The following is a 22,616-nucleotide window of genomic DNA, read 5'->3' on the forward strand; positions in this document are numbered from 1 at the left end:
CTTAGTGGAATCAACTCAACTCGGCCACGTGGCACGCGCAGATCTCACGCGTGATGCCGTACGGCTTCAGGATCGCGTCCAGCGTCCCGACCGTGCTCATGAGAGCTTGGAGGTAGTCCTCGTGCGAGTTGGTGTTGTTGAACCTGTAGCGTCCCGCCTTCTGAGGGACGGCGCGCACACCTGTTCGGGTCAGGTGGGAGTCAGTTTCCCGGTTGAGGGTGTCGCTTGTGAGGGTGAACTCGACGCTGCATGCCCAGTCCTTCATTTCGCTCCGCAGTGGGTGTCAGGCACGAGTGGGTCAGGGGGAATGGTCAGTCGTCCAGCCGCGGAATCCACACGCGTGGCGGCCGCCCAGCTTGGGGCGGAGGCGGGTCACCCGGAGATCGTTGGGTGGGGGCACGAGATGACTGCGTGGTTCGCGCTGACACAAGGCCGGTTCCGGCAGGCAGTCGCCGCGTCGCGGCGCGGGCAGGCTATTGCTGAGGGCACCAGTGTTCACGTCCAGCTCATCGCTCAGGAGGCGAAAGCGAGGCGCGCCTCGGTGAGTCAGGTCTGACGACGCTGCTTGAGTCTGGCCGTCATCTGCTCGATGAGCTGCCGTACCCGGACAATCACTTCAAGGTGGATCCGGCGAAGTGGGACTGCTACTCGATGGACATTCACCGCATGGCGCAGGACAACGGGCAGGCGGGTGAGTACGCGAATTCTGTCATCAGCGACAACATCGCGCCGGACGGCACCGAGCTGAGCTCGATGCGGATCTCTGAGTGCAGGCTGACACTGGCGTTCGTCGCCGGGCGTGAAGGCGACCTAGAGCAGGCTGTAGGCCTCGGCGTCGAGGGACTGAAAGACGGTCGGCAGAGCAAAGTTCACTTGCGGATGATCGCGAGCGAGCTGGACCAGGAGCTACGGCGACGGTTCCCCGGCGAAGGGATTATGACTGGCTTGGAGGACGCACTCCGGGCAGTCTGAAGGGGCATGACGTCCGCGGCGGTCCGTGGTAGCTCGCTCGTGGGCAGGCCAAACCGCCGGAGTTCTGAGCTTCTCGAAGTGTCTGACGCTCGACTGTCGTCGCGATCGCCTCGCACGTGGCAGCCGTCCACTTGCACCACTCACCACGCTCATCTCCACGTAGTACGTGCACCAAGTAGTCGCTGCGAGCGCTAGCTCGCCACCCCGGCGCTAGCCGGGCACTGCCGGCGGCAGCCGGCGGGCGGGTGGGAGCGCGCGGAGCGGGCGCGGTGAGGAGCGCAGCGACGAAGCAAGCGCCCGCGCAGCGGGCGTGGGGCAGACCACCTCCACTTCTCACAACCTCATCTGAGTGCGGGTGGTGAACAAAGGTGTCACGCTGTGCGTCTGGTCAATGACGAGAGGGGTTTGGATGTCCGACGTGGCCATCAGTACGCGGGGGTTGCGCAAGACGTACCGGACTCGGCGGGGGCGCAAGGTGGTGGCGGTGCAGGGGCTGGATCTGGAGGTTCCGGCCGGTGGGGTGCACGGGTTCCTCGGGCCGAACGGGTCGGGGAAGACCACGTCGATCCGGATGCTGCTCGGGCTGGTGCGCGCCGACGCGGGGACGATGACCGTGTTCGGCCGGCCGGTGCCGGCGCAGTTGCCGGACGTGGTCGGGCGGATCGGCGCGATCGTCGAGTCGCCGAAGTTCTTCCCGGCGTTCACCGGGGAGAAGAACCTCGAACTGCTCGCCGAGGCCATCGGCGCCCCGCGCGCCCGGGTCGGTGAGGTGCTGGAGCAGACCTCGCTCGGCGAGCGGGGGAGGGACCGGTTCCGGTCCTACTCGCTGGGTATGAAGCAGCGGCTGGCGATCGCGGCCACGCTGCTCAAGGAGCCCGACCTGCTGATCTTCGACGAACCGACCAACGGCCTCGACCCGGCCGGTATCCGGGAGATCCGCGAGACCATGCGTGGTCTGGGCGAGCAGGGCAAGACGGTCCTGGTCAGCAGCCACATCCTGGCCGAGGTCGAGCAGGTCGCCGACACCGTGTCGATCATCGGTCACGGCCGCCTGCTCGCGTCCGGCACGGTCGCGGAAGTCATCGGCGGCGGTACGGCGCCGACAGTGAAGGTTGCTGTCGGCGACCATGAAGCCGCGACCCGCATCCTGACCGCCGCCGGTCTGACAGTTCGTGCCGACGGCAAGTATCTGCTCGTCGAAGGCGCGCCGGATCCCGCCGACGTGACGCGGCGCCTCGCCCACCAGGAGCTGTACGTGTCCGAGCTGGCCCCGGTCCGCGCCGACCTCGAGTCGGTCTTCCTCGAGCTCACCGAAGGCGAGGGTCTGTGATGGTCCGCCTGACCAAGGTCGAGCTCCGCCGGTTGATGGCACGCCGCTTGACGGCGGTCGGTCTCGCCGGCCTGTTCCTGATCACGATCCTGCTGCTGGTCGCCACCTGGTTCGACGCGCGGCCATTGTCCGCCGTCGAGCAGCAGCAGGCCCAGCAGCAGTACGAGATGGCCCACAAGGACTGGGTCGAGCACGCGCAGGAGATCCGCACGCAGTGCGAGGCGGACTGGAAGACGCAACCCGACCCGAAGCCGAAGCTCGAGGAGATGTGTTTCTACTCCGAGCCGAAGCCGGAGGATTTCGGCAAGCCGCCGACCGTGTTCGCCCAGATCATGCCGGAGCTGTTGCAGGGTTCGTCGTACTTCCTGGCGTTCGCCGCGTTCCTGATCGGCGCCAGTTTCCTCGGCGCCGAGTTCAGTTCCGGTGCCATCGGCAACTGGTTGACGTTCGAGCCGCGCCGGCTCCGGGTCTACGGCAGCAAGTTGCTCGCGGCCGCGACCGGATTCGTGCCGATCGCCGCGGTGGTGCTGGCGGTCATCCTGTTCGGAACGTTCCTCATCGTCGACAAGCTCGGCGACACCGCGAGTACGACGGGGAAGGTCTGGGGCGACCTGTCCGCGATCGGCGGTCGCGCTGTACTCACGACCGCACTGGCCGCGGCACTCGGCAGCGTCGTCGGACTGCTACTCCGGCACACCGCTGCCGCGATCGGTGTCGTGATGGCGTACCTCGTTCTCGCGGAAGGCGTTTTCGCCGCCTTCCTGGAGAAAGCCCAGCCGTGGTTGGTGAAACTCAACTTCGACGCCTTCGTCCGGCACGGCGCGCAGTACTCCGTGACGGAATGCAAGACCGGCAGTGACGGCAGCTACATTTGCGACTACGTGCAGAAAACGCTTTCGTTCGAGCACGGCGCTTGGTACCTGGCGATCTTCACCGTGGTCGTGGTCCTGCTCGGCGGCTGGGTCTTCCACCGCCGGGACGTCAACTAGCGGAGCGCCGCCGTCGCCGTACTGCGCCGATCAGGACGATCCCGAGCGTGGCCACGGCGGCGGCCGCACCGATCGCCAGCCCGCGGAGAAGTCCGGGCGGCACGAACGTGCAGTCCACCCGGTCCGCGGTGCCCGTCAGCGGGACAGCGATCAGGCCGCCGAAGTTCCGCGGGGTCTGCGGCTTGCCGCCGGCGACCTTGCAGGTCCAGCCGTCGATCTTCGGTACGCCGACCACCGCCCAGCCCTTGCTGCCGGCGGGCAGTGTCGCGTGGAGGGAGTGACCGCCTGTCTCCACGTCCGTCGCCCCGGTCGCCCGAAGCTTCTCGACCGCGCTGCTCAAGGCCTGCTGGTCGAGGCAGCCGAGGGCGTTCCGCGGCGGGATGCCCTGTGGGGCGTCGCCGAAGTTGACTTCGACCAGCACGACCCCGCTCGCCGGCACGGTGCCGAGCCCGATCATCGCGCTGCTGGTGTTGATCCCGGGCCGGCGCGACGAGCTCAGTTCGTGCCACTCGCCGTCGGCCAGCCGGGCGCGGCCGCCGACCCGTGGCATGTACAGGTACGCCGTGCTGCCCGCCTTGCATGCCGCGACCAGTTTGACGTCACCGGTCGCGAACCGGGTGCCCTTGTACTTCGGGACGTCGTACACCTTGGTCCCAAGCAGGCGCTCCTGGGCGGCGTACGCGTTCGGGGCATTGGTGTCGACCGGGACCGCCGCATCGAGCCGGCGCCGTACCGTGACCAGCGGCGGGACCGTCGCCCGGGTGACCTGCGGGTTGCCGTCGACGAGCCGCATCCGGGCGCCGACCGAGAAGATCGTGTCGGTCACCGGGTTGTCGAGCGTCCGCGCCGCGCGACCGTACCCGGACCAGCCGAAGCCGAGTGCAGTCATCATCTCGTTCACCGAGTGCGGCAACAGGCTGCTGTACAGGCCGGCGCCCTGGCCGCCGAGCAGAATCGGGTCGTTCGGCGTGACGGACGTCCCCGGCTCGGTCCGGTACTCCGGCCACCCGTCGGCTGCCCGCAGCGCGTCGTACCGCGTGGTCTGCAGATCGTTCCACGGCGCAACGGAAGTGCTGAGCACCTTCGAGCGCTGCTCGTCGGTGATCACCGCGGTCCAGGTGGTCTCCACTGCCACGACCACCAGCAGTACGGCGAACGCGGCGACGACCGGCCACTTCACCCGGCGTGTCCTCGGGAACTGGCGCAAAGTCCAGATGGTGCCGAACGCAACCACTGTCACCGCCCCGGACGCGATCAGCACCTCTGTCCAGTGCTCGGTCAGCAGCGGACTGCCGTCGGACAGTACGGCGATCAGCGCCAGCAGGACCGCTCCGCCCAGCAGGGCGATCGGACCGGGCAGCTTGTGAGCGACCGAGACCCACGCGACCACGACGAGCACGCCGCAGAGCACGAACGTCTCGCGGTACTGGCTGCCGTTGGGGGTGTCGAACGCGTGCCAGAACTCCTGCGTCGGCGCCCAGCGGAACGACAGCGCCGTCAGGACGGTCGTGATCACCCAGACCGCTTTCGGACGCCAGGGGACGAACTTGTTGAACGGCATCGTCAGCGCGAGCAGGAGGGCGATCGTTCCGACGTAAAGACTGGCGGTCCGGCCGACGCCCTCGGACAGCGGCAGCAGCCGGGACAGGAACACATCCCACGCCGAAGGATGGAAGATCCCGGACGGGGACGGCGTTGCGGCGCGGTTGGTGGTGACGATCGGTAGCAGGATGGGCGCGACCAAGGCCATGCCGAGCGCGAACGAGACGCCGTGCCGGACGACCGACCGGAGGCGCAGCGACCAGCTGAGGTCGCTGGTGAGCAGCCGGGCGAGCAGGTAGATCCCACCCGCAATCGTTGCCATGTAGGCGGTGTAGAAGTTGGACAGCCAGAAGACGGCGACCACCAGCACACTCAGCACCCGGTTGGTCCGGCGTAGTGACCATTCGGCGACCAGGAAGAACATCGGCAGGGCGATGAGGCCGTCCAGCCACATCGGCACGTAAGCTCCGTCGTCGAGTGCCCAGCCGCAGACGCCGTACGACACGCCCAAGGTTGCTGCAACCCAACGGGGGCCTGGATGCATCTTGAGAAGTACGGCGGCCATCGCGGCCGCGGCCAGGCTCAGCTTGAGTGTGGTGACGACGTAGACGGCGAGGTCGATCTGGTCGCGGGGGAACAGACCCACCAGTAGGGACAATGGGCTGCCGAGATCGACCCCGACGTCCGCGAGGAAGCCGACGCCGAAGGCGCTCTGCCAGTTGAACAGCAGGTCGCCCTGAGCCTGGCCGTGCAGGACGTCCCAGAGATGGGCGAAGAAGGGGATGTACTGGGTACCAAGATCGTTGGTACTGCGGGACAGCGAACCGAAGGGAAAGGTACCGCGGATGATTCCGGAGGCGGCGAACACAGCCGCCACCACGACAGCGGCGACGGCGGCCGGCAGTAGTGCCGAGCGCCGTCGGGCAGACCCTTCGTCAGCGCCTCCCTCGGCGCCTCCGTCGGCACTGTCCTCGGAAACCATTGGCCGCCCCTTCGTTCCGCTCACCCGGTCGCCAAAGCTAGCGGGTAGTTCTGGTCTGGACAAGAATCGCATCATGGTCGACGTACGGGGCGGACGGGGACAACGATGCGGTTGAGTCTGGTGGTGCCGTGTTACAACGAGGTCGAGGTGATCTCGCGGTTCCATCAGGCGCTCAGTCGCGAGCTCGAGGAAACCGGGCGGCCGTACGAGATCGTGTACGTCGACGACGGTAGTGCTGATGGGACGCTCGAGGCCCTCGTCGAGTTGGCAGCGGCCGACGAATCGGTCCGGTACCTGTCGTTCAGCCGGAACTTCGGCAAGGAGGCCGCGATGCTGGCCGGCCTGCGGTACGCGACCGGCGACGCCGTGGTGATCATGGACGCGGACCTGCAGCACCCGCCGGAGCTGATCGGCCGGATGCTCAAGGAGTACGAGCGCGGGTTCGACCAGGTGATCGCGCGCCGCAACCGGACCGGGGACCCGGCGACCCGGACGCTGTTCGCGCGGGCGTACTACTGGTTGATCAACAAGTGGGCCGACGTCGAGCTGATGGACGGGGTCGGCGACTTCCGGATGCTGTCCCGGCGCGCGGTCGACGGCCTGCTCGAGCTGAACGAGTACAACCGGTTCTCGAAAGGGCTGTTCGCCTGGATCGGGTTCGAGTCGCTCCTGTTCGAGTACGACAACGTGAAGCCGCCGGTGGACCGGAAGAGCCGGTGGACGTTCCGGCGGTTGCTGGAGTACGGGCTGGACGGGCTGCTGTCGTTCAACAACAAGCCGCTGCGGGCAGCGATCTACATCGGCCTGCTGCTGACCGCGGTGGCCGCGGGCTACGCGGTCTGGGTGATCGTGGCCGCGATCGTGCACGGGGTCGAGATGCCCGGGTACGTCACGCTGATCGCCGCGATCACCGGGCTCGGCGGACTGCAGATGGTGATGCTCGGCGTGATCGGCGAGTACATCGGCCGGATCTACTACGAGACCAAGAAGCGCCCGCACTACTTGCTGAAGCAGACCAACATGGACCCCGCGGACCGGCTGGAGCGGCGTACCTGAAACGGGCACCGGCCCCAGGTGGACAAACCACCCGGGGCCGGTAGGACAGCTACTGCTGAGGATCAGGCGGTGAGCCGCTCCTCGGTGGACGTCGAGAACAGGTGCAGCTTGTCCGGGACGGCCGCGAGGCGGATGGTCGAACCCTTCTCGACCGGCATCCGGGCGTCGATCCGGGCGACGATCTGCTGGTGCTCGTTGTTGTGCTCCGCGGTGCCGTACAGGTACGCGTCGGCGCCGAGCTCCTCGACCACGGCGACCTTCACCGGCAGGCCCTCGTCGGCGACCTTGAAGGCCTCCGGGCGAACGCCCACGGTCAGGGTCTTGTCGCTCCCGGCCTTCTCCAGCAGGCTGCGCTGAAGCGGGATGACGTAGTCGCCGACCTTCGCACCGCCGTCGGTGATGTCGGCGGTGAGCAGGTTCATCGCCGGCGAGCCGATGAAGCCCGCGACGAACTTGTTCTTCGGGTTGTCGTACAGGTTCAGCGGGGTGTCGACCTGCTGGAGCAGACCGTCCTTGAGGACCGCGACCCGGTCGCCCATCGTCATGGCCTCGACCTGGTCGTGGGTGACGTAGACGGTGGTGACACCGAGGCGCTGCTGCAGCTCGGCGATCTGGGTACGGGTCTGGACACGCAGCTTGGCGTCGAGGTTCGACAGCGGCTCGTCCATCAGGAAGACCTGCGGGTTACGGACGATCGCGCGGCCCATCGCGACGCGCTGGCGCTGACCACCGGACAGGGCCTTCGGCTTGCGGTCCAGGTACTCCTCCAGGCCGAGCAGCTTGGCGGCCTCACCGACCCGCTTCGCCCGGTCCTCCTTGGAGACACCCTGCATCTTCAGCGCGAAGCCCATGTTGTCCGCGACCGACATGTGCGGGTAGAGCGCGTAGTTCTGGAACACCATCGCGATGTCCCGCTCCTTCGGCGGACGGTGCGTGACGTCGCGGTCGCCGATGTAGATGGAACCCTCGTTGACCTCTTCGAGGCCGGCGAGCATCCGGAGCGAGGTGGACTTGCCGCAACCCGACGGGCCGACGAGCACCATGAACTCGCCGTCCTCGATCTCGAGGTTGAGCTTGTCGACGGCGGGGGTGTCACCACCCGGGTAGATCCGGGTTGCCGACTTGAACGACACAGTAGCCATGACTGATCTTTCCCTTCACCGGCAGGAACGTGCCGGACGATCCGAGTAAAGGTTCCCCCAGGCGGGGGAGTCCGCCTATCCTCGCCCGGCCCAGCTCGTCCTGACAAGGTTTACGGCGTGTGACGTGTCCGTTCTGTTCACGTTGTGGACACCATCGCGCATCCTGCAAGTTCTTGCAGGATCTTGCTGAAAAGTCAGGGGCGCCTGGGTACAGTGCCGGGCGTGAGCAGCAGAGCACGGCTGGCGGACATCGCGGCCAAGGCGGGGGTCAGTGAGGCGACGGTCTCGCGGGTGCTGAACGGGAAGCCGGGGGTGGCCGAGGACACGAAACAGTCGGTGCTGACGGCCCTCGACGTACTCGGGTTCGAACGGCCGTCGCGGTTGCGGCGCCGGTCCGCGGGACTGATCGGGCTGGTGATGCCGGAGCTGATCAACCCGATCTTCCCGGCGTTCGCGCAGGTGATCGAGTCGGCGCTGTCGCAGCGCGGATTCACCCCGGTGCTGTGTACGCAGTCGCCGTCCGGCGCGACCGAGGAGGAGTACGTCGAGATGCTGCTCGAGCGCGGCGTCTCCGGGATCATCTTCGTCTCCGGCCTGCACGCGGACACCGGCGCGGACCACGAGCGCTACCAGGCCCTCGTCGAGCGCCGGCTCCCGGTGGTGTTCGTGAACGGCTGGCTGCCGTCGGTCGAGGCGCCGTTCGTGTCGTCGGACGAGTACGCCGCGATGGAGCAGGCGGTCACCCACTTGGTCGCCCTCGGGCACCGCCGGATCGGTTTCGCGTCCGGGCCGGAGCGGTTCATCGTCGTCCAGCGGAAGCTGGCCGGGTACCGGATCTCGATGAAGGCGCAACTCGGCCTGTCCGACGAGGACCTGGACCCGATGGTTGCCTTGAGCATGTTCGGTGTCGAGGGCGGCGAGGCGGCCGGCCGGCAGTTGCTGGACGCCGAGGTCACGGCGGTCGTCTGCGGCTCCGACATGATGGCGCTCGGCGTCATCCGCGCCGCCCGTCAGCGGGGTCTTTCGGTTCCCGGGGACTTCTCGGTGGTCGGGTACGACGACGCGCCGATGATGGAGTTCACCGACCCGCCGATGACGACGATCCGCCAGCCCGTACACGCCATGGGCCTGGCCGCGGTCCAGTCCCTCCTCGAAGAGGTACGCGGCCACACCACCCCCCGCACCGAGTTCCTCTTCCGTCCAGAACTCGTCGTACGTGGCTCGACCGGCCCGGCCCACTGAAACGCAACTTTGTGCACCCACCAACCAAATCCGGGGCGGAATTTTGGTTGGTGGGTGCACAAAGAAGGCTCCGGCCCGGAAACCGTCCCCTGCCGGGCGGCTCCGGGCCGGAGGTTCGGGGCCTACTTGGAGGTGTGGAAGGCGGCCTTGCTGGTGGCGGTGAACCCGTTGGCCCAGAGCTGGTTGACCTTGGAGCGTTCGGTCGAGTTCGGGTAGGCGTTCGTGCAGGACGGGCCGGGGCCGCCGCCGGACATCAGTTCGGAGCAGGGGCCGGAGTAGTGGTCGGGCAGGCCGAGGACGTGGCCGGTCTCGTGGGCCACGATCCGGGTCTTGTTGTACTGCTGCGACTGGGCGTAGTCGATGAAGATGTAGCCGCTCCCGTGCCCGTCGGTGGACGCGTAGGAGCCACGCGAGTCGTTGCCCTCGGTGTAGTAGAAGTCGTAGTTGCTGCCCTCGACGAGCTTCACGCTGCTGACCGACGAGTTCCAGATCTGCGTGCTGGACGAGATCTGGGACGCGAACGTCGGCGCGTCGACGGCGTACGTGACGGTCACCGCGGTGACCTTCCGGCCGGCCTTGGTCTGTTGCGCCATCTTGGCCCGGGCGGACTTCATCACGGCGTCGTAGAACGCCTTCGTGGCGGCTTCGTCCTGCGGCGAGCCGACGTACGCCGCGCGGGTGGCGGCGGTGGAGACGTGCGGGTCGACGGCGGGCGCGGCAGTCGAGGGGGACGCTGCCAGCGCGGGGACGGCCAGCGCGGCGGCGGCGAGCCCCGCGAGGCTGGAGAGGATACGGCGATGCGACATGGAGGGCCTCACTCCGAATCGGTGGCGGATAGCGACGGGCGGATTACCGATCGCCACCATCGGATGCTCCCAAGACTCCCGATTTTCCGCATCGCTTCCCGCAAAACCCTCGGGTTAACCCGCGAATGCGGTGGCCCGTTCTATGCCCGACATAACCGCCGGGTTATGAGCTCAGCGGTCGTGCGCCGCGAGGAACGTCCGCAGATCATCCGCGATCCGGTCGGGGTACTCGCCGTTGACCGCATGTGACGCGTCCGGATACAGCACGACGGTCTTGGTCCGGAGCGCGCGTTCCGCCGTACTCCGGGCCTTCGGGGGGTCGTGCATCACCGAGCGGCCGGCGATGATCGCCAGGACCGGCATCGGTAGTGCGGCCAGTTGGGTCTCGGTGATTCGGTGCGGTGACGGCTGCTTGATCGTGTAGTTCTTCATGCCGGCCTCGATCATGTCGGCGATCGGGACGTGTTCCACGGGCGCGCCGCCGGCGGTGTACGAGTTGAAGCTGTCCCGCCAGGATCGCGGCAGCCACTTGACCGTGGCCGCGACGGAACGAATCACGGTCTTCAGCGGCAGGCCGTCGTACACGAAGGGCGCGTCCAGGGTGGTGACGGTGGCGATCCGGTCGGGCCGGCGTACGGCGAGATTCATCGCGGTCCAGCCGCCGATCGACAGCCCGAGCAGGTTGAACCGCTGCTCCTGCAGGGCCACGAGGGTCTGGTCGAGCCAGACCGCCTTGTCCTCGTCGGAGGTGATCGGTTTGCTCTGGATGCTCATCCCGGGCTCGCCGAGCAGGTCGACCGCATACACGTCGGTGATCGCGAGCAACGACTTCAGGTTGTCGGCCCAGACCGGCGTTCCGGACGACGTACCGGGCAACAGAACGAGCGGGTGCAGGCTGCTCTTGGCGCCGGCGTACTGGTAGACGCGGACGACGCCGTAGTCCGTGCCGACGTCGCGGACCGCGGTCGGGGTGGGCAGGTCCTGCATCGCTGCGTCGTACTTCGAACGGTAGTCCTCGTAGCCGGCGGCGCTGTTCCAGCGGCCGACTGGATTCCTTGGCATGGACTCTCCTAACCGAGTGGTAGGTGATCTAACCATACGGTAGGTTGAAGGCATGCCTTCAGCGCGCGGCCGGAACCTGACGTTCACCGAGGAGGCCCGCCGGGCGCAGCTGGTCGACGTCACGATCGAGTTGGTCGCTGAGCGTGGGTACGCGGCGGCCTCGCTCGGGCGGATCGCGGAGAGTGCGGGAATCACGAAGGCGGGAGTGCTGTATCACTTCCCGTCGAAGCAAGCGCTGGTCGAGGCTGCGCACGAGCACGTCGTGTCCGCGTTGGTGGCAACGGTCGGGGCGGCCGTTGAAGCGGCGGGGCCGGCGGAGGGTCCGGCGGCGTACATCCGGTCGATGGTCGGGCACCTTCGGGAGCGGCCGCGGCACGTGCGGATGCTGATCGAGGCGATCACCTCCGGTGCGTCGCTGACAGACTCGAAGGAGCGCTGGTCGGCGGTCGCGGAGCTGGTCTCCGCGGCGCGCGCTGCCCGTGGGGTGACGGGGGAGGTGGATGTGCGGTCCGCTGCATTGCTGATCGGCGGCGGTATCGACGCGATCGTGGCGGAGTCGCTCAGGGACTCGGAGTACGACGCTGTGGCAGCCGCCGAACTGCTCGTCGAAATGGTGGAGCGCGGCCTGCTGTCCTAGTAGTTCGGGTGGTCAGGCCTCGCCGGGGATGCCGACGTTGAGGAGGCGGGCGCCCGGGCCTCGGGTGGAGAGGCGGTCTTCCTTGTTGTAGAGGTTGCAGCGCTGGAGGCTGAGGCAGCCGCAGCCGATGCAGGAGTCGAGGTCGTCGCGGAGGCGTTCGAGCTCCTCGATGCGCTCGTCGAGTCGGCTGCGCCAGGTCTTCGAGAGCTTGCTCCAGTCGGCGCGCGTCGGCGTACGGTCCTCAGGAAGCGAGTCCAGTGCCTGCTTGATCTCCGCGAGCGCGAGACCGACCCGCTGCGCCGCCTGCACGAACGCGATCCGCCGCAGCGTGCTGCGCTGGTACTGCCGCTGATTACCGGCCGTACGCCGGGACGCGATCAGGCCCTGGTCCTCGTAGAAGCGCAACGCCGACGCCGCCACCCCGGACCGATGCGCGATCTCCCCGATCGAGAGCCAATGCTCCTTGCTGGGGACGTTCTCCTCACCCATACCCGCCACCCTAGAACCCTGCCCCAAAAACTCAACTACGCTTGAAGTACGGGGAAAGACCAGTCGCGTGGGTGGTCTGCCGGTCGGGTGCGTGGTCGGGGGAACGGTCACGATCGGTTATACTTTTGGGGTGTCGGTGCGCGCGTCGCGTCACCAGAGATGTTCCAGGCGCTCCGACCCGTCGGTTTCGGCATCCGCTGAAAGTCCGGCGACATGGGTGCAACGCGATAGCACCCGCAGGTCGATGCCCGTCTCCTGCTGAGCACGTTGTTGTCCGGTCATGTTCGTGACCGGCGCTCTCGTGCGGCTGCGATCCGGCAATTCGTCCGTGAATCCGAGAGAGAGTTTGCGTGACCCAGCACCACCCCCACGACCCCGAGTCCGCCGACGGGCGGATCAAGAAGCCACGGCACAAGAAACACCAGAACCAGTCGTACGGCGAACGCCTCGCGGCGGACCCGGCCTATGTCGCACCACGCACGGACAGCGCGCCGGTGAAGGGGTACCGCTCCGAGCAGCCCCGCAACGACCGCGGCCAGCGCTCGACCGACCGTAACCGCGACGAGCGGAACGACCGGTCGTACAACCGCGACGACCGCCCCGCCGCGCGCACCAACCGCGACGACCGCCCGGCCTTCCGCCGCGACGAGCGTCCGCAGTACAACCGCGACGACCGTTCGTCCTCGAACCGGGGCGACCGCCCGTCGTACAACCGCGACGAGCGTCCGTCCTACAACCGGGACGAGCGTCCGCGGTTCAACCGGGACGACCGTCCGCAGGGCAATCGCGACGAGCGTCCGTCGTACAACCGGGACGACCGGTCGCGGTTCAACCGGGATGACCGTTCGCAGGGAAGCCGCGACGAGCGTCCGCGGTTCAACCGTGACGAGCGCCCGTCGTTCAACCGCGACGACCGTTCCTCCTACAACCGTGACGACCGGTCGCGTTTCAACCGGGACGACCGTTCGCAGGGAAACCGCGACGAGCGTCCGCGGTTCAACCGCGACGACCGCTCGCAGGGCGGCCGCGGCGAGCGTCCGGCGTACAAGCGCGACGAGCGTCCGGCGTACAACCGTGACGACCGTTCGCAGGGCGAGCGGACCGACCGGTCGCGCTTCAACCGCGACGACCGGCCGCAGTACAACCGGGACGAGCGGCCGCGGTTCAACCGTGACGAGCGTCCGCAGTACACCAATGACCGTCCGCGGTTCGACCGGGACGACAAGAGCTATCGGAGGGACCAGCGAGTGGAGAACCGGGACGACCGGCGGAGTGAGCAGGCGGAACAGCCGGTGGATCTCGGTACTGTTGCTGAAGACAACCAGTTCGCCGCGCTCGGCCTCGCGCCGCGGCTCGTGCAGCGGCTGGCCCGGGACGGGATCACCGCGCCGTTCCCGATCCAGGCCGCTACCATCCCGGACGCGCTGGCCGGCAAGGACGTGCTCGGCCGCGGTCAGACCGGCTCCGGCAAGACGCTCGGCTTCGGTCTTCCGACGCTGATGCGACTGTCCGGCGGCCACACCGAGTCGCGCCGCCCGCGCGGCATGATCCTGGTGCCGACCCGTGAGCTCGCGATGCAGGTGCACGACGCACTCGAGCCGCTCGCGCACGTGATGAACGTGTCGCTGAAGCTGATCGCCGGCGGTCTGCCGTACCCGAAGCAGATCGACGCGCTCCGTCGCGGCGTCGACCTGCTGATCGCCACCCCGGGCCGCCTGATCGACCTGTGCGAGCAGGGCGCGGCCGACCTCGGCGCTGTGGAGGTCGCGGTGCTGGACGAGGCCGACCACATGTGCGACATGGGCTTCATGCCGGCCGTCACCACGCTGCTCGACATGACGCCGCCGGAAGGCCAGCGGCTACTGTTCTCGGCGACGCTGGACAACGACGTCGACAAGATCGTCCGTACCTACCTGAAGGACCCGGTGCAGCACTCGACCGAGTCCGGTCAGGCCTCGGTCAGCACGATGGAGCACCACCTGCTGGTGATCGAGCCGGCGCACAAGCAGTCGCTGACGGCCGAGCTGGCCAGCCGGGACGGCCGGACCATCGTGTTCGTCCGGACCAAGCTGGGCGCCGACCGCATCGCGACGCAGCTGCGGGACCGCGGCGTGATGGCCGCGGCACTGCACGGCGGCCTCACCCAGGGCATGCGGAACCGGACGCTGGACCAGTTCAAGGACGGTTCGGTTCCGGTCCTCGTGGCAACGGATGTCGCGGCCCGTGGCATCCACGTCGACAACGTCGGCCTGGTCGTCCAGGCAGACCCGCCGGCCGAGCACAAGGACTACCTGCACCGCGCCGGTCGTACGGCGCGTGCCGGTGGCAAGGGCGCCGTCGTCACCCTGCTGCTGCCGCACCAGCGCCGCGGCATGATCCGGATGGCCGAGTCTGCCGGCGTCAAGGCCGAGCCGGTCCGGGCCCGTCCGGGCGACGAGCTGGTCACCGAGCTGACCGGCGGCACCAAGCCGTCCGGCTACCCGGTGAAGCTTCCGGCCCCGAAGCCGCAGCGCTTCAACAAGGGCGGTGGCAAGCGCTTCGGCAGCACCCGTCCGGGTCGCGGCCACGACAGCCGGGGCGGCAACGGCCCGCGTCGCGGTGGCAACAGCGGCCGTCGTACCGACGGAAAGTCCTACCAGCACTGAGTAAACAGGCCCTGATTCCCCTGTAAACAAGGGGGATCAGGGCCTTCTCATGTCAGGACTGCCCAGAGCCGGGCGAGAATGGTCGCGATCTCGTCGGCGTCGAGGGGGATGAGCTCCAGCATCAGCTCGTTGTCGGCCATCCGGTCGGTCATCACGTAGATGGGTGGTGTGCCGGCCTCGAGCTCGGTGGCGACGCGTTTGGCGTCGGAGACCTTCAGCAGAACCCGCGACACCTGCAGGCCGGTCGGGTCCGGGACCACCTCGGCCGTGACGCCGGGGATCCGCGCGACCGCGGCGACGAACGCATCCACCTTGGCGAGCTCGTCGGCCTCCCACTTCATCCGGTCGAAGGCCTGCCACTCCTCGAGTGCCGCGAGGACGCCGACGATCGCTTCCTTCGTCGGCTTCATCACCCGCCCGATGCCCTTCTCCTGCGCCCGCAGCGCCTGCACCAGCGACCAGCTTCCGGCCGCCATCCCAGCGGTCGGCGAGCCGAGGTACTTCTGCCCGCTCACCAGCACCAGATCCGCGCCGGTCGCGAGCAGGTCCGCGATCCGCGGGAACTGCGCCGCGCCGTCGATGATCGCCGGTACGCCGCGACGGTGCGCGGCCCGGATCGCGGCCACGAGATCGATCGGCGCACCCGTCGTCAACCGCGACGACACCAGCATCAGGCAGGCGATGTCGGGCCCGTCGAGTTCGGCCTCCAGGTCGGCGATCGGGCAGCCGTCCTCGTCGCCGGCCAGGTCCACGTGCGCGCCGGCCAGCCGGATGGCCTGCAGGTTGGAATGCCCGTAGTCGATCACGTGGCAGGCCGGCAGGACGACGCGGTTGTGCATGTCCGTTGTGTCCGGCAACGCCGCCGTCCGCCGGGGGTCGCCGCCGGTCATCGTGGCCGCGACCGCGAGCGTGATACCGGCCGCGGTGCAGTGCACGACGGCGCCCGCCTGGGCGCCGGTCACCTGCGCGATGGCTTCGCTGGCGCGGTCGCCGAGCTCGTCCATCACGAAGAACTCAGGCAGTGCCTGTGCGACGGCCGCCGCCACCCCGTCGGAGCTCCTCGACACCCCCAGCGGGGTGTACGTCCCCTTGGCGTTGATCACCACACTCAACCGATAACGATCGTGAATGCTCATGGTGTTGCTGAGCGTAGTGGTGACGGACTGCAATTGGCGAGAGCCTGAGAGCAGTCGAGATCTTGACCCGAAGCTACTCGTGAGTCATTCTCACTTTCACCGACCTGAGGAGGGAACCGTGCCCGGCCCGCACTCCGAACCCGCCTTCGTACGGCGCTCACCGTGGCAGCCGTCACCGCCGTCCTCGCGGCCCTGCCCGCGCCGACCCAAGCGGCACCGCGAGTGGTGTCGCAAGCCGTTGCCGCGAGCCCCGGTGACTATTGCCTCGAGCAATGTCGCGACATCCTGCCGCCGGGCCAGAACGGTAACGCCACATTCACGGATCTCCTTGCTTTCAAGGCGTTAGGGGTACGGCCGGCGCACTTCAGCGACACGGTGAAGCCGTACCAGGACCTGGTCTGGAACGCACAGGGCATCACCGACGCCGGCCTCGCGCCGTACTACGACGACTCGTCGTTCGGGGTGAAACCGGATGACGTGGCAAGCACCGTCAAGCCGCGCAGTGATGTCACGATCGTCCGGGACAAATCGCGCGGAATCCCGCACATCACCGGCACTACCCGGCTGGGCACGATGTTCGGTGCCGGGTACGCCGGCGCACAGGACCGGCTGTTCGTCATGGACGTGTTCCGGCATCTCGGGCGCGGCCAGTTGACTCCGTTCGCGGGTGGGGCGGCGGCGAACCGCGAGTTCGAGCAGGAGTTCTGGCGGACCGCGCCGTACACCGAGGCCGACCTGCAGCGGCAGTTCGATGACGCCGACGAGTTGTACGGCGCCGACGGTGTGAAGATGCAACAGGACATCCAGGCCTGGGTCGACGGTGTGAACCACTACATCGACACGGTCGGCATCGCATACCCCGGTGAGTACGTCGCCCTCGGTCTCGATTGGCCGACGCCGCACTGGAAGGTGACCGACGTGGTCGCCACCGCGGCCGTGGTCGCGGGCATCTTCGGCACCGGCGGCGGCGCGGAGGTCACGTCCGCGCTCGCGCTCCTCGAGGCACAGGCGAAGTACGGCGTTGCCCAGGGCACCAAGGTGTGGGAGTCGTTCCGTTCCCAGAACGACCCGGAAGCCAGTACGACGGTGCACAACGGCGCGACCTTCCCGTACGGCACGACCGGGCCGAACCCAGCCGGCCGCGCGCTGCCGGACCGCGGCTCGGTCACCCCGGAGCCTGAGGTGGTCGACCAGACGGTCAGCAAGACGGCAACCGTCGCGCCGACGCCGAAGGGCGCGGAAAGTCTGCGCGGAATGTTCGATGGCGGACTCTTTCCGGAAGGTTTCGGAAAGAAAGGCATGTCGAATGCCTTGCTGGTTTCCGGCGCGCACACGCAGTCCGGCAACCCGATCGCGGTCTACGGCCCGCAGACCGGGTACTTCGCCCCACAGTTGCTGCTCCGCCAGGAACTGCAGGGTCCTGGAGTCAGCTCGCGCGGGATCGCGTTCGCCGGCCTGAACTTCTACACGCTGATCGGTCGCGGCCCCGACTACTCGTGGAGCGCCACGTCCGCGGGGCAGGACATCACCGACACGTTCGCCGTACCGCTGTGTGAGCCGAACGGCGGGACGCCGACCAGGACCTCGCAGTACTACGTTTTCCGTGGCCAGTGCGTGCCGATCGAGCGGCTCGAGCGACACAATGCGTGGTACTCCAGCCTCGGTTCGTCGGAGCCCGCCGGGTCGTACACGTTGGTTGCCCTGCGCACCAAGTACGGAATCGTCACGCACCGCGGAACGGTCGGCGGAAAGCCGGTGCTGTTCACGAAGAACCGGTCGACGTACGGCAACGAGGCGGGGTCGGCGCTCGGGTTCATGCAGTTCAACGACCCCGACAAGATCCACTCGGCCGCCGACTTCCAGAAGGCCGCGGCGAACATCGGCTACACGTTCAACTGGTTCTACACCGACAAGAACTCGATCGCGTACTTCAACTCCGGCGACAACCCGGTCCGCGCGGACGGCGCCGACCCGAACCTGCCGAGCTGGAGCGCGTACGAGTGGCAGGGCTGGAACCCGGCCACGAACCGCGCGACGTACACACCGCAGGCCCAGCATCCGCAGGTGGTGAACCAGGACTACCTGACCAGCTGGAACAACAAGCAGGCGCCCGGGTTCTCCGCTTCGGACGGGCAGTGGGGCTACAACGCGGTCTACCGGAGTCAGCCGCTCGACGACCGGATCAAGGCGGTCATCGGCAACGGCCAGAAGTTCACCCGCGGGAAGCTGGTCGAGGCGATGGAGGACGCGGCCACGGTCGACCTCCGCGGCGACCAGGTCCTGCCCTATCTCCTGAGAGTCCTCAAGTCAGCACCGATCACCGATCCCGCCGTCGCCGACGCGGTCACGAAGCTGACCGCCTGGGACCAGGCCGGCGCGCACCGGAAGACCCCGAACGCGTCCTCGAAGACGTACGTCGACGCCGACGCGATCCGGATCCTCGACGCTTGGTGGCCGCTGCTCGTCCCGGCCGAGTTCAAGGATCTCGGCCCCGACCTGTACGGCGCCCTGGTCGCGAACCTGAAGATCGACGAGCGGCCGAGCGCGCAGGGATCCGCGTTCCAGAGCGGCTGGTGGGGCTTCGTCCAGCGGGATCTGCGGAAGGTGCTCGGCGACCCGGTGCAGGCGTCCCAGCCGGTGACGTTCTGCGGTGGCGGGGCGCTGGCCGCGTGCCGGTCGGTCCTCACCGAGACCTTGCTGGCGGCAACCAAGGTGCCGGCGTCGACGACGTACCCGGCGACCGCGGACTGCGCGGCGGGTGATCAGTTCTGCGCCGACCAGATTGCGCACAACCCGATGGGCGGCATCACCCAGGACCGGATCGCGTGGGTGAACCGGCCGACGTACCAGCAGGTGGTGGAGTTCCCGGCGAAGCGGGGTGACGACGTCAGCAACCTGGCGGTCGGGAAGACGGCGACCGCGAGCAGCTACGAGAAGGGCTGGTACAACTCCCCGCCGGCCCAGGCGGTCGACGGGAAACTGGACACCCGGTGGGCGAGTGACTGGTCCGATCCACAGTGGCTGAAGGTTGACCTCGGCAACGAGCAGACCGTCAGCCGGGTGGTGCTGCGTTGGGAGGCGGCGTACGCGAAGGGCTACCGCGTGGACGTGTCGCGGGACGGGTCGACCTGGCAGCAGGTGTACGCGACGACGGCAGGTGACGGTGGGGTGGATGTGGTGCGGTTCGGCGCTGTACCGGCCCGGTATGTGCGGGTGACGGGGACCCAGCGCGCGACGTCGTACGGGTATTCACTGTACGAGCTGCAAGTCTTCAGATGGTGATACCCCGGGGCCTGTCAGGATTAGGCCATGAACCAGAACTTTCCCCCGAACCCGCCGTATCCGCCGCAGCAGCCCGGTTACCAGCAGGGGCCGCCGCCCGGGTATCAGCCGGGGCCGTCGCAGGGGTATCAGCAGGGGTACCAGCAGGGGCCTCCGCAGCCGGGTCAGCCGCAGCCGGGTCAGCCGCAGCAGGGCTACGGCCAGCAGGGCGGCTATCCGCAGGCTCCGTCGAACGTGCCGCATGTCGCTCCGCAGGGATCGCCGTACCCGGTGCTGGTCTCGACGATGAACGACCTGCCCGGGTACACCGCGGAAAACGTGTTCGGCGAGGTCTTCGGGCTGACCGTGCGGAGCCGCAACATCGGGTCGAACTTCACCGCGAGCTTCCGGTCGCTGGGCGGTGGCGAGGTGCCGGAGTACACCCAGATGCTGGCCGAGTCGCGGCACGTCGCCGTGATGCGGATGTGCCAGATGGCGCAGCAGATGGGCGCCAACGCGATCCTCGCGATGCGGTTCGACTGCAACGAGATTGCGCAGACCATGAGCGAGGTGGCCGCGTACGGTACGGCGGTGGTCGTCCGGAAGACCGAGCCCCCGCGGCCGACCGACACGACTCCCGACGAGGACGATGCCAATGACAGCTGACCTCAAGTTTCCGCCCGGTTTCCGGTGGGGGGTCTCGACGTCGGCGTACCAGATCGAGGGTGCCGTGGCCGAGGACGGCCGCGGTCCCTCCACCTGGGACACGTTCTGCGCCGAGCCCGGCCGGATCCGGGGCGGCGACACCGGCGCAGTTGCGTGCGACCACTATCACCGGTACGCCGAGGACGTCGCGCTGATGCGTGAGCTGGGGGTGGACACCTACCGGTTCTCGTTCTCCTGGCCGCGGATCCAGCCGTCGGGAAGCGGCCCGGGGAACGCGGCCGGCCTTGACTTCTACGACCGGCTGATCGACACGCTGCTCGGCGCCGGGATCCAGCCGGCGCCGACGCTGTACCACTGGGACACACCGCAGCTGCTCGAGGACGCGGGCGGCTGGCTGTCCCGCGACATCACCGACCGGTTCGCGGAATACGCCGGAATTCTGGCCGCGCACTTCGCGGACCGGGTGCCGATGTGGATCACCATCAACGAGCCGATGGTGCTGACGCTGATGGGCTACTCCCTCGGCGCGCATGCCCCCGGCAAGGAGCTGCTGTTCGACGCGCTCCCGGTCGCGCACCATCAGCTGCTCGCCCACGGCCGCGCGGTGCAGGCGCTGCGAGCGGCCGGCGCCTCGAGCATCGGCATCGCGTCCAACCACGCGCCGACCTGGCCCGCGAGCGACAGTGCGGAGGACAAGGAAGCGGCCGCGCTGTACGACAACCTGATCAACTGGTTGTTCGCCGACCCGATCCTGCTCGGGGAGTACCCGTCCGGCATGGGCGACGCGATGCCCGGCCCGGTAGCCGACGACCTCGCGGTGATCTCGACGCCGCTCGATTTCTTCGGCATCAACCACTACGCGCCGGTCTCCGTCGGCGCCGCCACCGGGCAGGCCGACACCGCGGCCACCGACGGCGTGCTGCTGCCGCCGGGCCTGCCGTTCGAGCCGCGGACCTTGCCCGGGTACCCGACCACGGACTTCGGCTGGCCCATCGTGCCGGATGCCTTCGGCGAGATCCTGCGGATCTTCAAGCAGCGGTACGGCGACAAGCTGCCGCCGATCTACATCACCGAGAACGGGTGCGCGATCAACGACGAGCCCGTCGACGGGGTGGTGTCGGACCAGCGGCGGATCGACTACCTGGACGGGTATCTGCGGTCGTTGAAGGTCGCGATGGACGACGGGATCGACGTCCGCGGGTACTTCCAGTGGTCATTGATGGACAACTTCGAATGGGCGGCCGGGTACTCGCAGCGGTTCGGGCTCGTGCACGTCGACTTCGAGACGTTGGAGCGGACGCCGAAAGCGTCGTACCACTGGTTCCGTGACCTGATAGCCCGGAGTCCATCGGTTCCGGGTCGGCCATGATTCCCGAGCCGGGCGTGGTGCCGTCCGCGCTGGCGGAACCGACTGTCCGGGTGCGTGGCGGCTGGACCGCGGCCGTCGTACTGGCGAACGTCGGGGTGTTCGCGGCCTGGCTCGGCCCGATTCAGGTACTGCTCGCGAAGCAGTCCGAGGCTGTTGCTCCAGGCAACAAGGAATACGTTTTCGGGTTGGTGACCGGCGTCGGCGCGGCGGTTTCGGTGGTTGCGAACCCTGCTTTCGGTGCGATGTCCGACCGGACCACGTCCCGTTACGGACGCCGAGTCCCGTGGGTGGTCGCCGGTGCGGTCGGTGGCGCGATCGGGCTCGGCATCTTGTCGGGCGCGCACGTGATCGCGTTGATGCTGATCGGCTGGTGCCTGATGCAGCTGTTCGGCAACGCATTGCTCGCCGCAGCGACCGCCGTCGTCCCCGACCGTGTCCCGGTCACGCAGCGCGGCGCCGTCGGCGGGTGGGTCGCTATCTCTCAAGTCCTCGGCGCATTGGTCGGGACAGCGTTGGCGGCCGCGTTCAACAGCTTCACCCTCGGGTACGTCGCCTGCGCCGTTTTCCTGCTGTTGTCCGTCGTGCCGTACCTGCTGCGGAGCGGCGATGCGACGTTGACGGAGCGACCGGCGTTCGTGTTCGGCGAATTCGTGAAGAGCTTCTGGATCAGCCCGCGGCGCTACCCGGACTTCGGGTGGGCGTGGCTGACGCGGTTCCTGTTCAACGTCGGTAATGCGTTGGGGACGTTGTACCTCTTCTACTACCTGCAGGACGAGGTCGGTGTCGCTGACCCGGACACCGGCGTACTGATCCTGACGGCGATCTACAGCGTGTGTGTGCTGGTGACCGCGATCAGCTTCGGCCGTTGGTCGGACCGGTCCGCGCGGCGCAAGGTGTTCGTCACCGCGTCCGGGTGGGTGATGGCGGCGGCCGGCGTCGTACTCGCGGTCTGGCCGACCTGGCCGGGCGCGATCCTCGGGGCGACCGTCCTCGGCGCCGGCTTCGGCGTCTACCTGTCCGTCGACTTCGCGCTGCTCACCCAGGTCCTCCCCAGCGCCCGCAACCGCGGCAAGGACCTCGGCGTCATCAACATCGCCAACTCCCTCCCCCAGGTCCTGGCCCCAGCCATCGCCGCCCCCATCGTCAAACACCTGGGCGGCTACCCGGTCCTCTACCTCCTGGCGTCCGCGGTAACGCTCCTCGCCGGCGTACTGGTCACCCGAATCCGTTCGGTCAGCTAGGCGGCCGCCCCTGGCTTGCAGCCGCTCGCTCCTGTCACGATGAGGCGTG

The 22,616-nt window shown here is 68.1% G+C and carries 18 protein-coding genes; 11 read left to right on the top strand and 7 right to left on the bottom strand.

What is annotated here, in order from left to right:
- Window positions 1-10: 10 nt before the first annotated feature.
- Complete coding sequence (locus EV647_RS15830) at window positions 11-265, bottom strand: hypothetical protein (protein ID WP_134003390.1); 255 nt, start codon at window positions 263-265, stop codon at window positions 11-13.
- Between the two features lie 356 nt (window positions 266-621).
- On the opposite strand from EV647_RS15830, the gene EV647_RS15835 reads away from it, so the two are divergent.
- From EV647_RS15835 to EV647_RS15845, 3 genes are all read left to right on the top strand, one after another.
- The gene (locus EV647_RS15835; protein WP_134003392.1) at window positions 622-972 is read left to right on the top strand and encodes a hypothetical protein; all 351 of its coding nucleotides are present in this window, start codon (window positions 622-624) and stop codon (window positions 970-972) included.
- 409 nt (window positions 973-1,381) lie between these two features.
- A complete protein-coding gene (locus tag EV647_RS15840; protein ID WP_134003394.1) occupies window positions 1,382-2,302 on the top strand; it encodes an ABC transporter ATP-binding protein in 921 nt (306 codons plus the stop codon).
- Window positions 2,302-3,291 carry an ABC transporter permease gene (locus tag EV647_RS15845; protein WP_134003396.1) on the top strand — a complete coding sequence of 330 codons (990 nt, stop codon included), beginning with the start codon at window positions 2,302-2,304 and terminating at the stop codon, window positions 3,289-3,291. The genes EV647_RS15840 and EV647_RS15845 overlap by 1 nt, the downstream gene beginning before the upstream one ends.
- On the opposite strand, the gene EV647_RS15850 is transcribed toward EV647_RS15845, so the two are convergent.
- The gene (locus tag EV647_RS15850; protein WP_166680339.1) at window positions 3,284-5,815 is read right to left on the bottom strand and encodes a YfhO family protein; all 2,532 of its coding nucleotides are present in this window, start codon (window positions 5,813-5,815) and stop codon (window positions 3,284-3,286) included. The genes EV647_RS15845 and EV647_RS15850 overlap by 8 nt on opposite strands.
- A 105-nt stretch (window positions 5,816-5,920) precedes the next feature.
- On the opposite strand from EV647_RS15850, the gene EV647_RS15855 reads away from it, so the two are divergent.
- The gene (locus tag EV647_RS15855; protein ID WP_134003400.1) at window positions 5,921-6,871 is read left to right on the top strand and encodes a glycosyltransferase family 2 protein; all 951 of its coding nucleotides are present in this window, start codon (window positions 5,921-5,923) and stop codon (window positions 6,869-6,871) included.
- A gap of 62 nt (window positions 6,872-6,933) precedes the next feature.
- On the opposite strand, the gene EV647_RS15860 is transcribed toward EV647_RS15855, so the two are convergent.
- A complete protein-coding gene (locus tag EV647_RS15860; protein ID WP_134003402.1) occupies window positions 6,934-8,013 on the bottom strand; it encodes an ABC transporter ATP-binding protein in 1,080 nt (359 codons plus the stop codon).
- A gap of 222 nt (window positions 8,014-8,235) precedes the next feature.
- Between EV647_RS15860 and EV647_RS15865 the strand changes: the two genes are divergently transcribed.
- The gene (locus tag EV647_RS15865; protein WP_134003404.1) at window positions 8,236-9,255 is read left to right on the top strand and encodes a LacI family DNA-binding transcriptional regulator; all 1,020 of its coding nucleotides are present in this window, start codon (window positions 8,236-8,238) and stop codon (window positions 9,253-9,255) included.
- Window positions 9,256-9,377: 122 nt separating this feature from the next.
- On the opposite strand, the gene snpA is transcribed toward EV647_RS15865, so the two are convergent.
- Both snpA and EV647_RS15875 read right to left on the bottom strand, forming a co-directional pair.
- The gene (snpA, locus tag EV647_RS15870; RefSeq protein WP_134003406.1) at window positions 9,378-10,061 is read right to left on the bottom strand and encodes a snapalysin; all 684 of its coding nucleotides are present in this window, start codon (window positions 10,059-10,061) and stop codon (window positions 9,378-9,380) included.
- A gap of 171 nt (window positions 10,062-10,232) precedes the next feature.
- Window positions 10,233-11,123: an alpha/beta fold hydrolase gene (locus EV647_RS15875; protein WP_238177234.1), complete on the bottom strand. Its 891-nt coding sequence runs from the start codon at window positions 11,121-11,123 to the stop codon at window positions 10,233-10,235.
- Window positions 11,124-11,175: 52 nt separating this feature from the next.
- Here EV647_RS15875 and EV647_RS15880 point away from each other — a divergent pair, with 52 nt between their 5' ends.
- Window positions 11,176-11,760, top strand: coding sequence for a TetR/AcrR family transcriptional regulator (locus tag EV647_RS15880; protein ID WP_134003410.1), 585 nt, complete (start codon window positions 11,176-11,178; stop codon window positions 11,758-11,760).
- A 12-nt stretch (window positions 11,761-11,772) separates the two neighbouring features.
- On the opposite strand, the gene soxR is transcribed toward EV647_RS15880, so the two are convergent.
- On the bottom strand, window positions 11,773-12,249 hold the full coding sequence (gene soxR, locus EV647_RS15885) for a redox-sensitive transcriptional activator SoxR (RefSeq protein ID WP_133787295.1): 477 nt from the start codon (window positions 12,247-12,249) through the stop codon (window positions 11,773-11,775).
- A gap of 350 nt (window positions 12,250-12,599) precedes the next feature.
- Here soxR and EV647_RS15890 point away from each other — a divergent pair, with 350 nt between their 5' ends.
- Window positions 12,600-14,894, top strand: a complete 2,295-nt coding sequence (locus tag EV647_RS15890) for a DEAD/DEAH box helicase (protein WP_238177235.1) — start codon at window positions 12,600-12,602, stop codon at window positions 14,892-14,894.
- Window positions 14,895-14,941: 47 nt separating this feature from the next.
- On the opposite strand, the gene EV647_RS15895 is transcribed toward EV647_RS15890, so the two are convergent.
- A complete protein-coding gene (locus EV647_RS15895) occupies window positions 14,942-16,030 on the bottom strand; it encodes an aminotransferase class V-fold PLP-dependent enzyme (protein WP_134003412.1) in 1,089 nt (362 codons plus the stop codon).
- Between the two features lie 162 nt (window positions 16,031-16,192).
- On the opposite strand from EV647_RS15895, the gene EV647_RS15900 reads away from it, so the two are divergent.
- From EV647_RS15900 to EV647_RS15915, 4 genes are read left to right on the top strand one after another with little or no spacing between them, the layout of a single operon-like run.
- Window positions 16,193-19,312 carry a penicillin acylase family protein gene (locus EV647_RS15900; RefSeq protein WP_134003414.1) on the top strand — a complete coding sequence of 1,040 codons (3,120 nt, stop codon included), beginning with the start codon at window positions 16,193-16,195 and terminating at the stop codon, window positions 19,310-19,312.
- 27 nt (window positions 19,313-19,339) lie between these two features.
- Entirely contained in the window at window positions 19,340-19,957 is a 618-nt protein-coding gene (locus EV647_RS15905; RefSeq protein ID WP_134003416.1) for a YbjQ family protein, read from the top strand.
- Window positions 19,947-21,326 (top strand): GH1 family beta-glucosidase, encoded by a 1,380-nt coding sequence (locus EV647_RS15910; RefSeq protein WP_134003418.1) that lies wholly within the window; start codon window positions 19,947-19,949, stop codon window positions 21,324-21,326. Before EV647_RS15905 ends, EV647_RS15910 begins: the two co-directional genes overlap by 11 nt.
- A complete protein-coding gene (locus EV647_RS15915; protein ID WP_134003420.1) occupies window positions 21,323-22,567 on the top strand; it encodes an MFS transporter in 1,245 nt (414 codons plus the stop codon). The genes EV647_RS15910 and EV647_RS15915 overlap by 4 nt, the downstream gene beginning before the upstream one ends.
- Window positions 22,568-22,616 lie beyond the last annotated feature (49 nt).

The sequence above is a fragment of the Kribbella sp. VKM Ac-2566 genome (assembly GCF_004366005.1).
Taxonomy (GTDB): Bacteria; Actinomycetota; Actinomycetes; order Propionibacteriales; family Kribbellaceae; genus Kribbella; species Kribbella pratensis.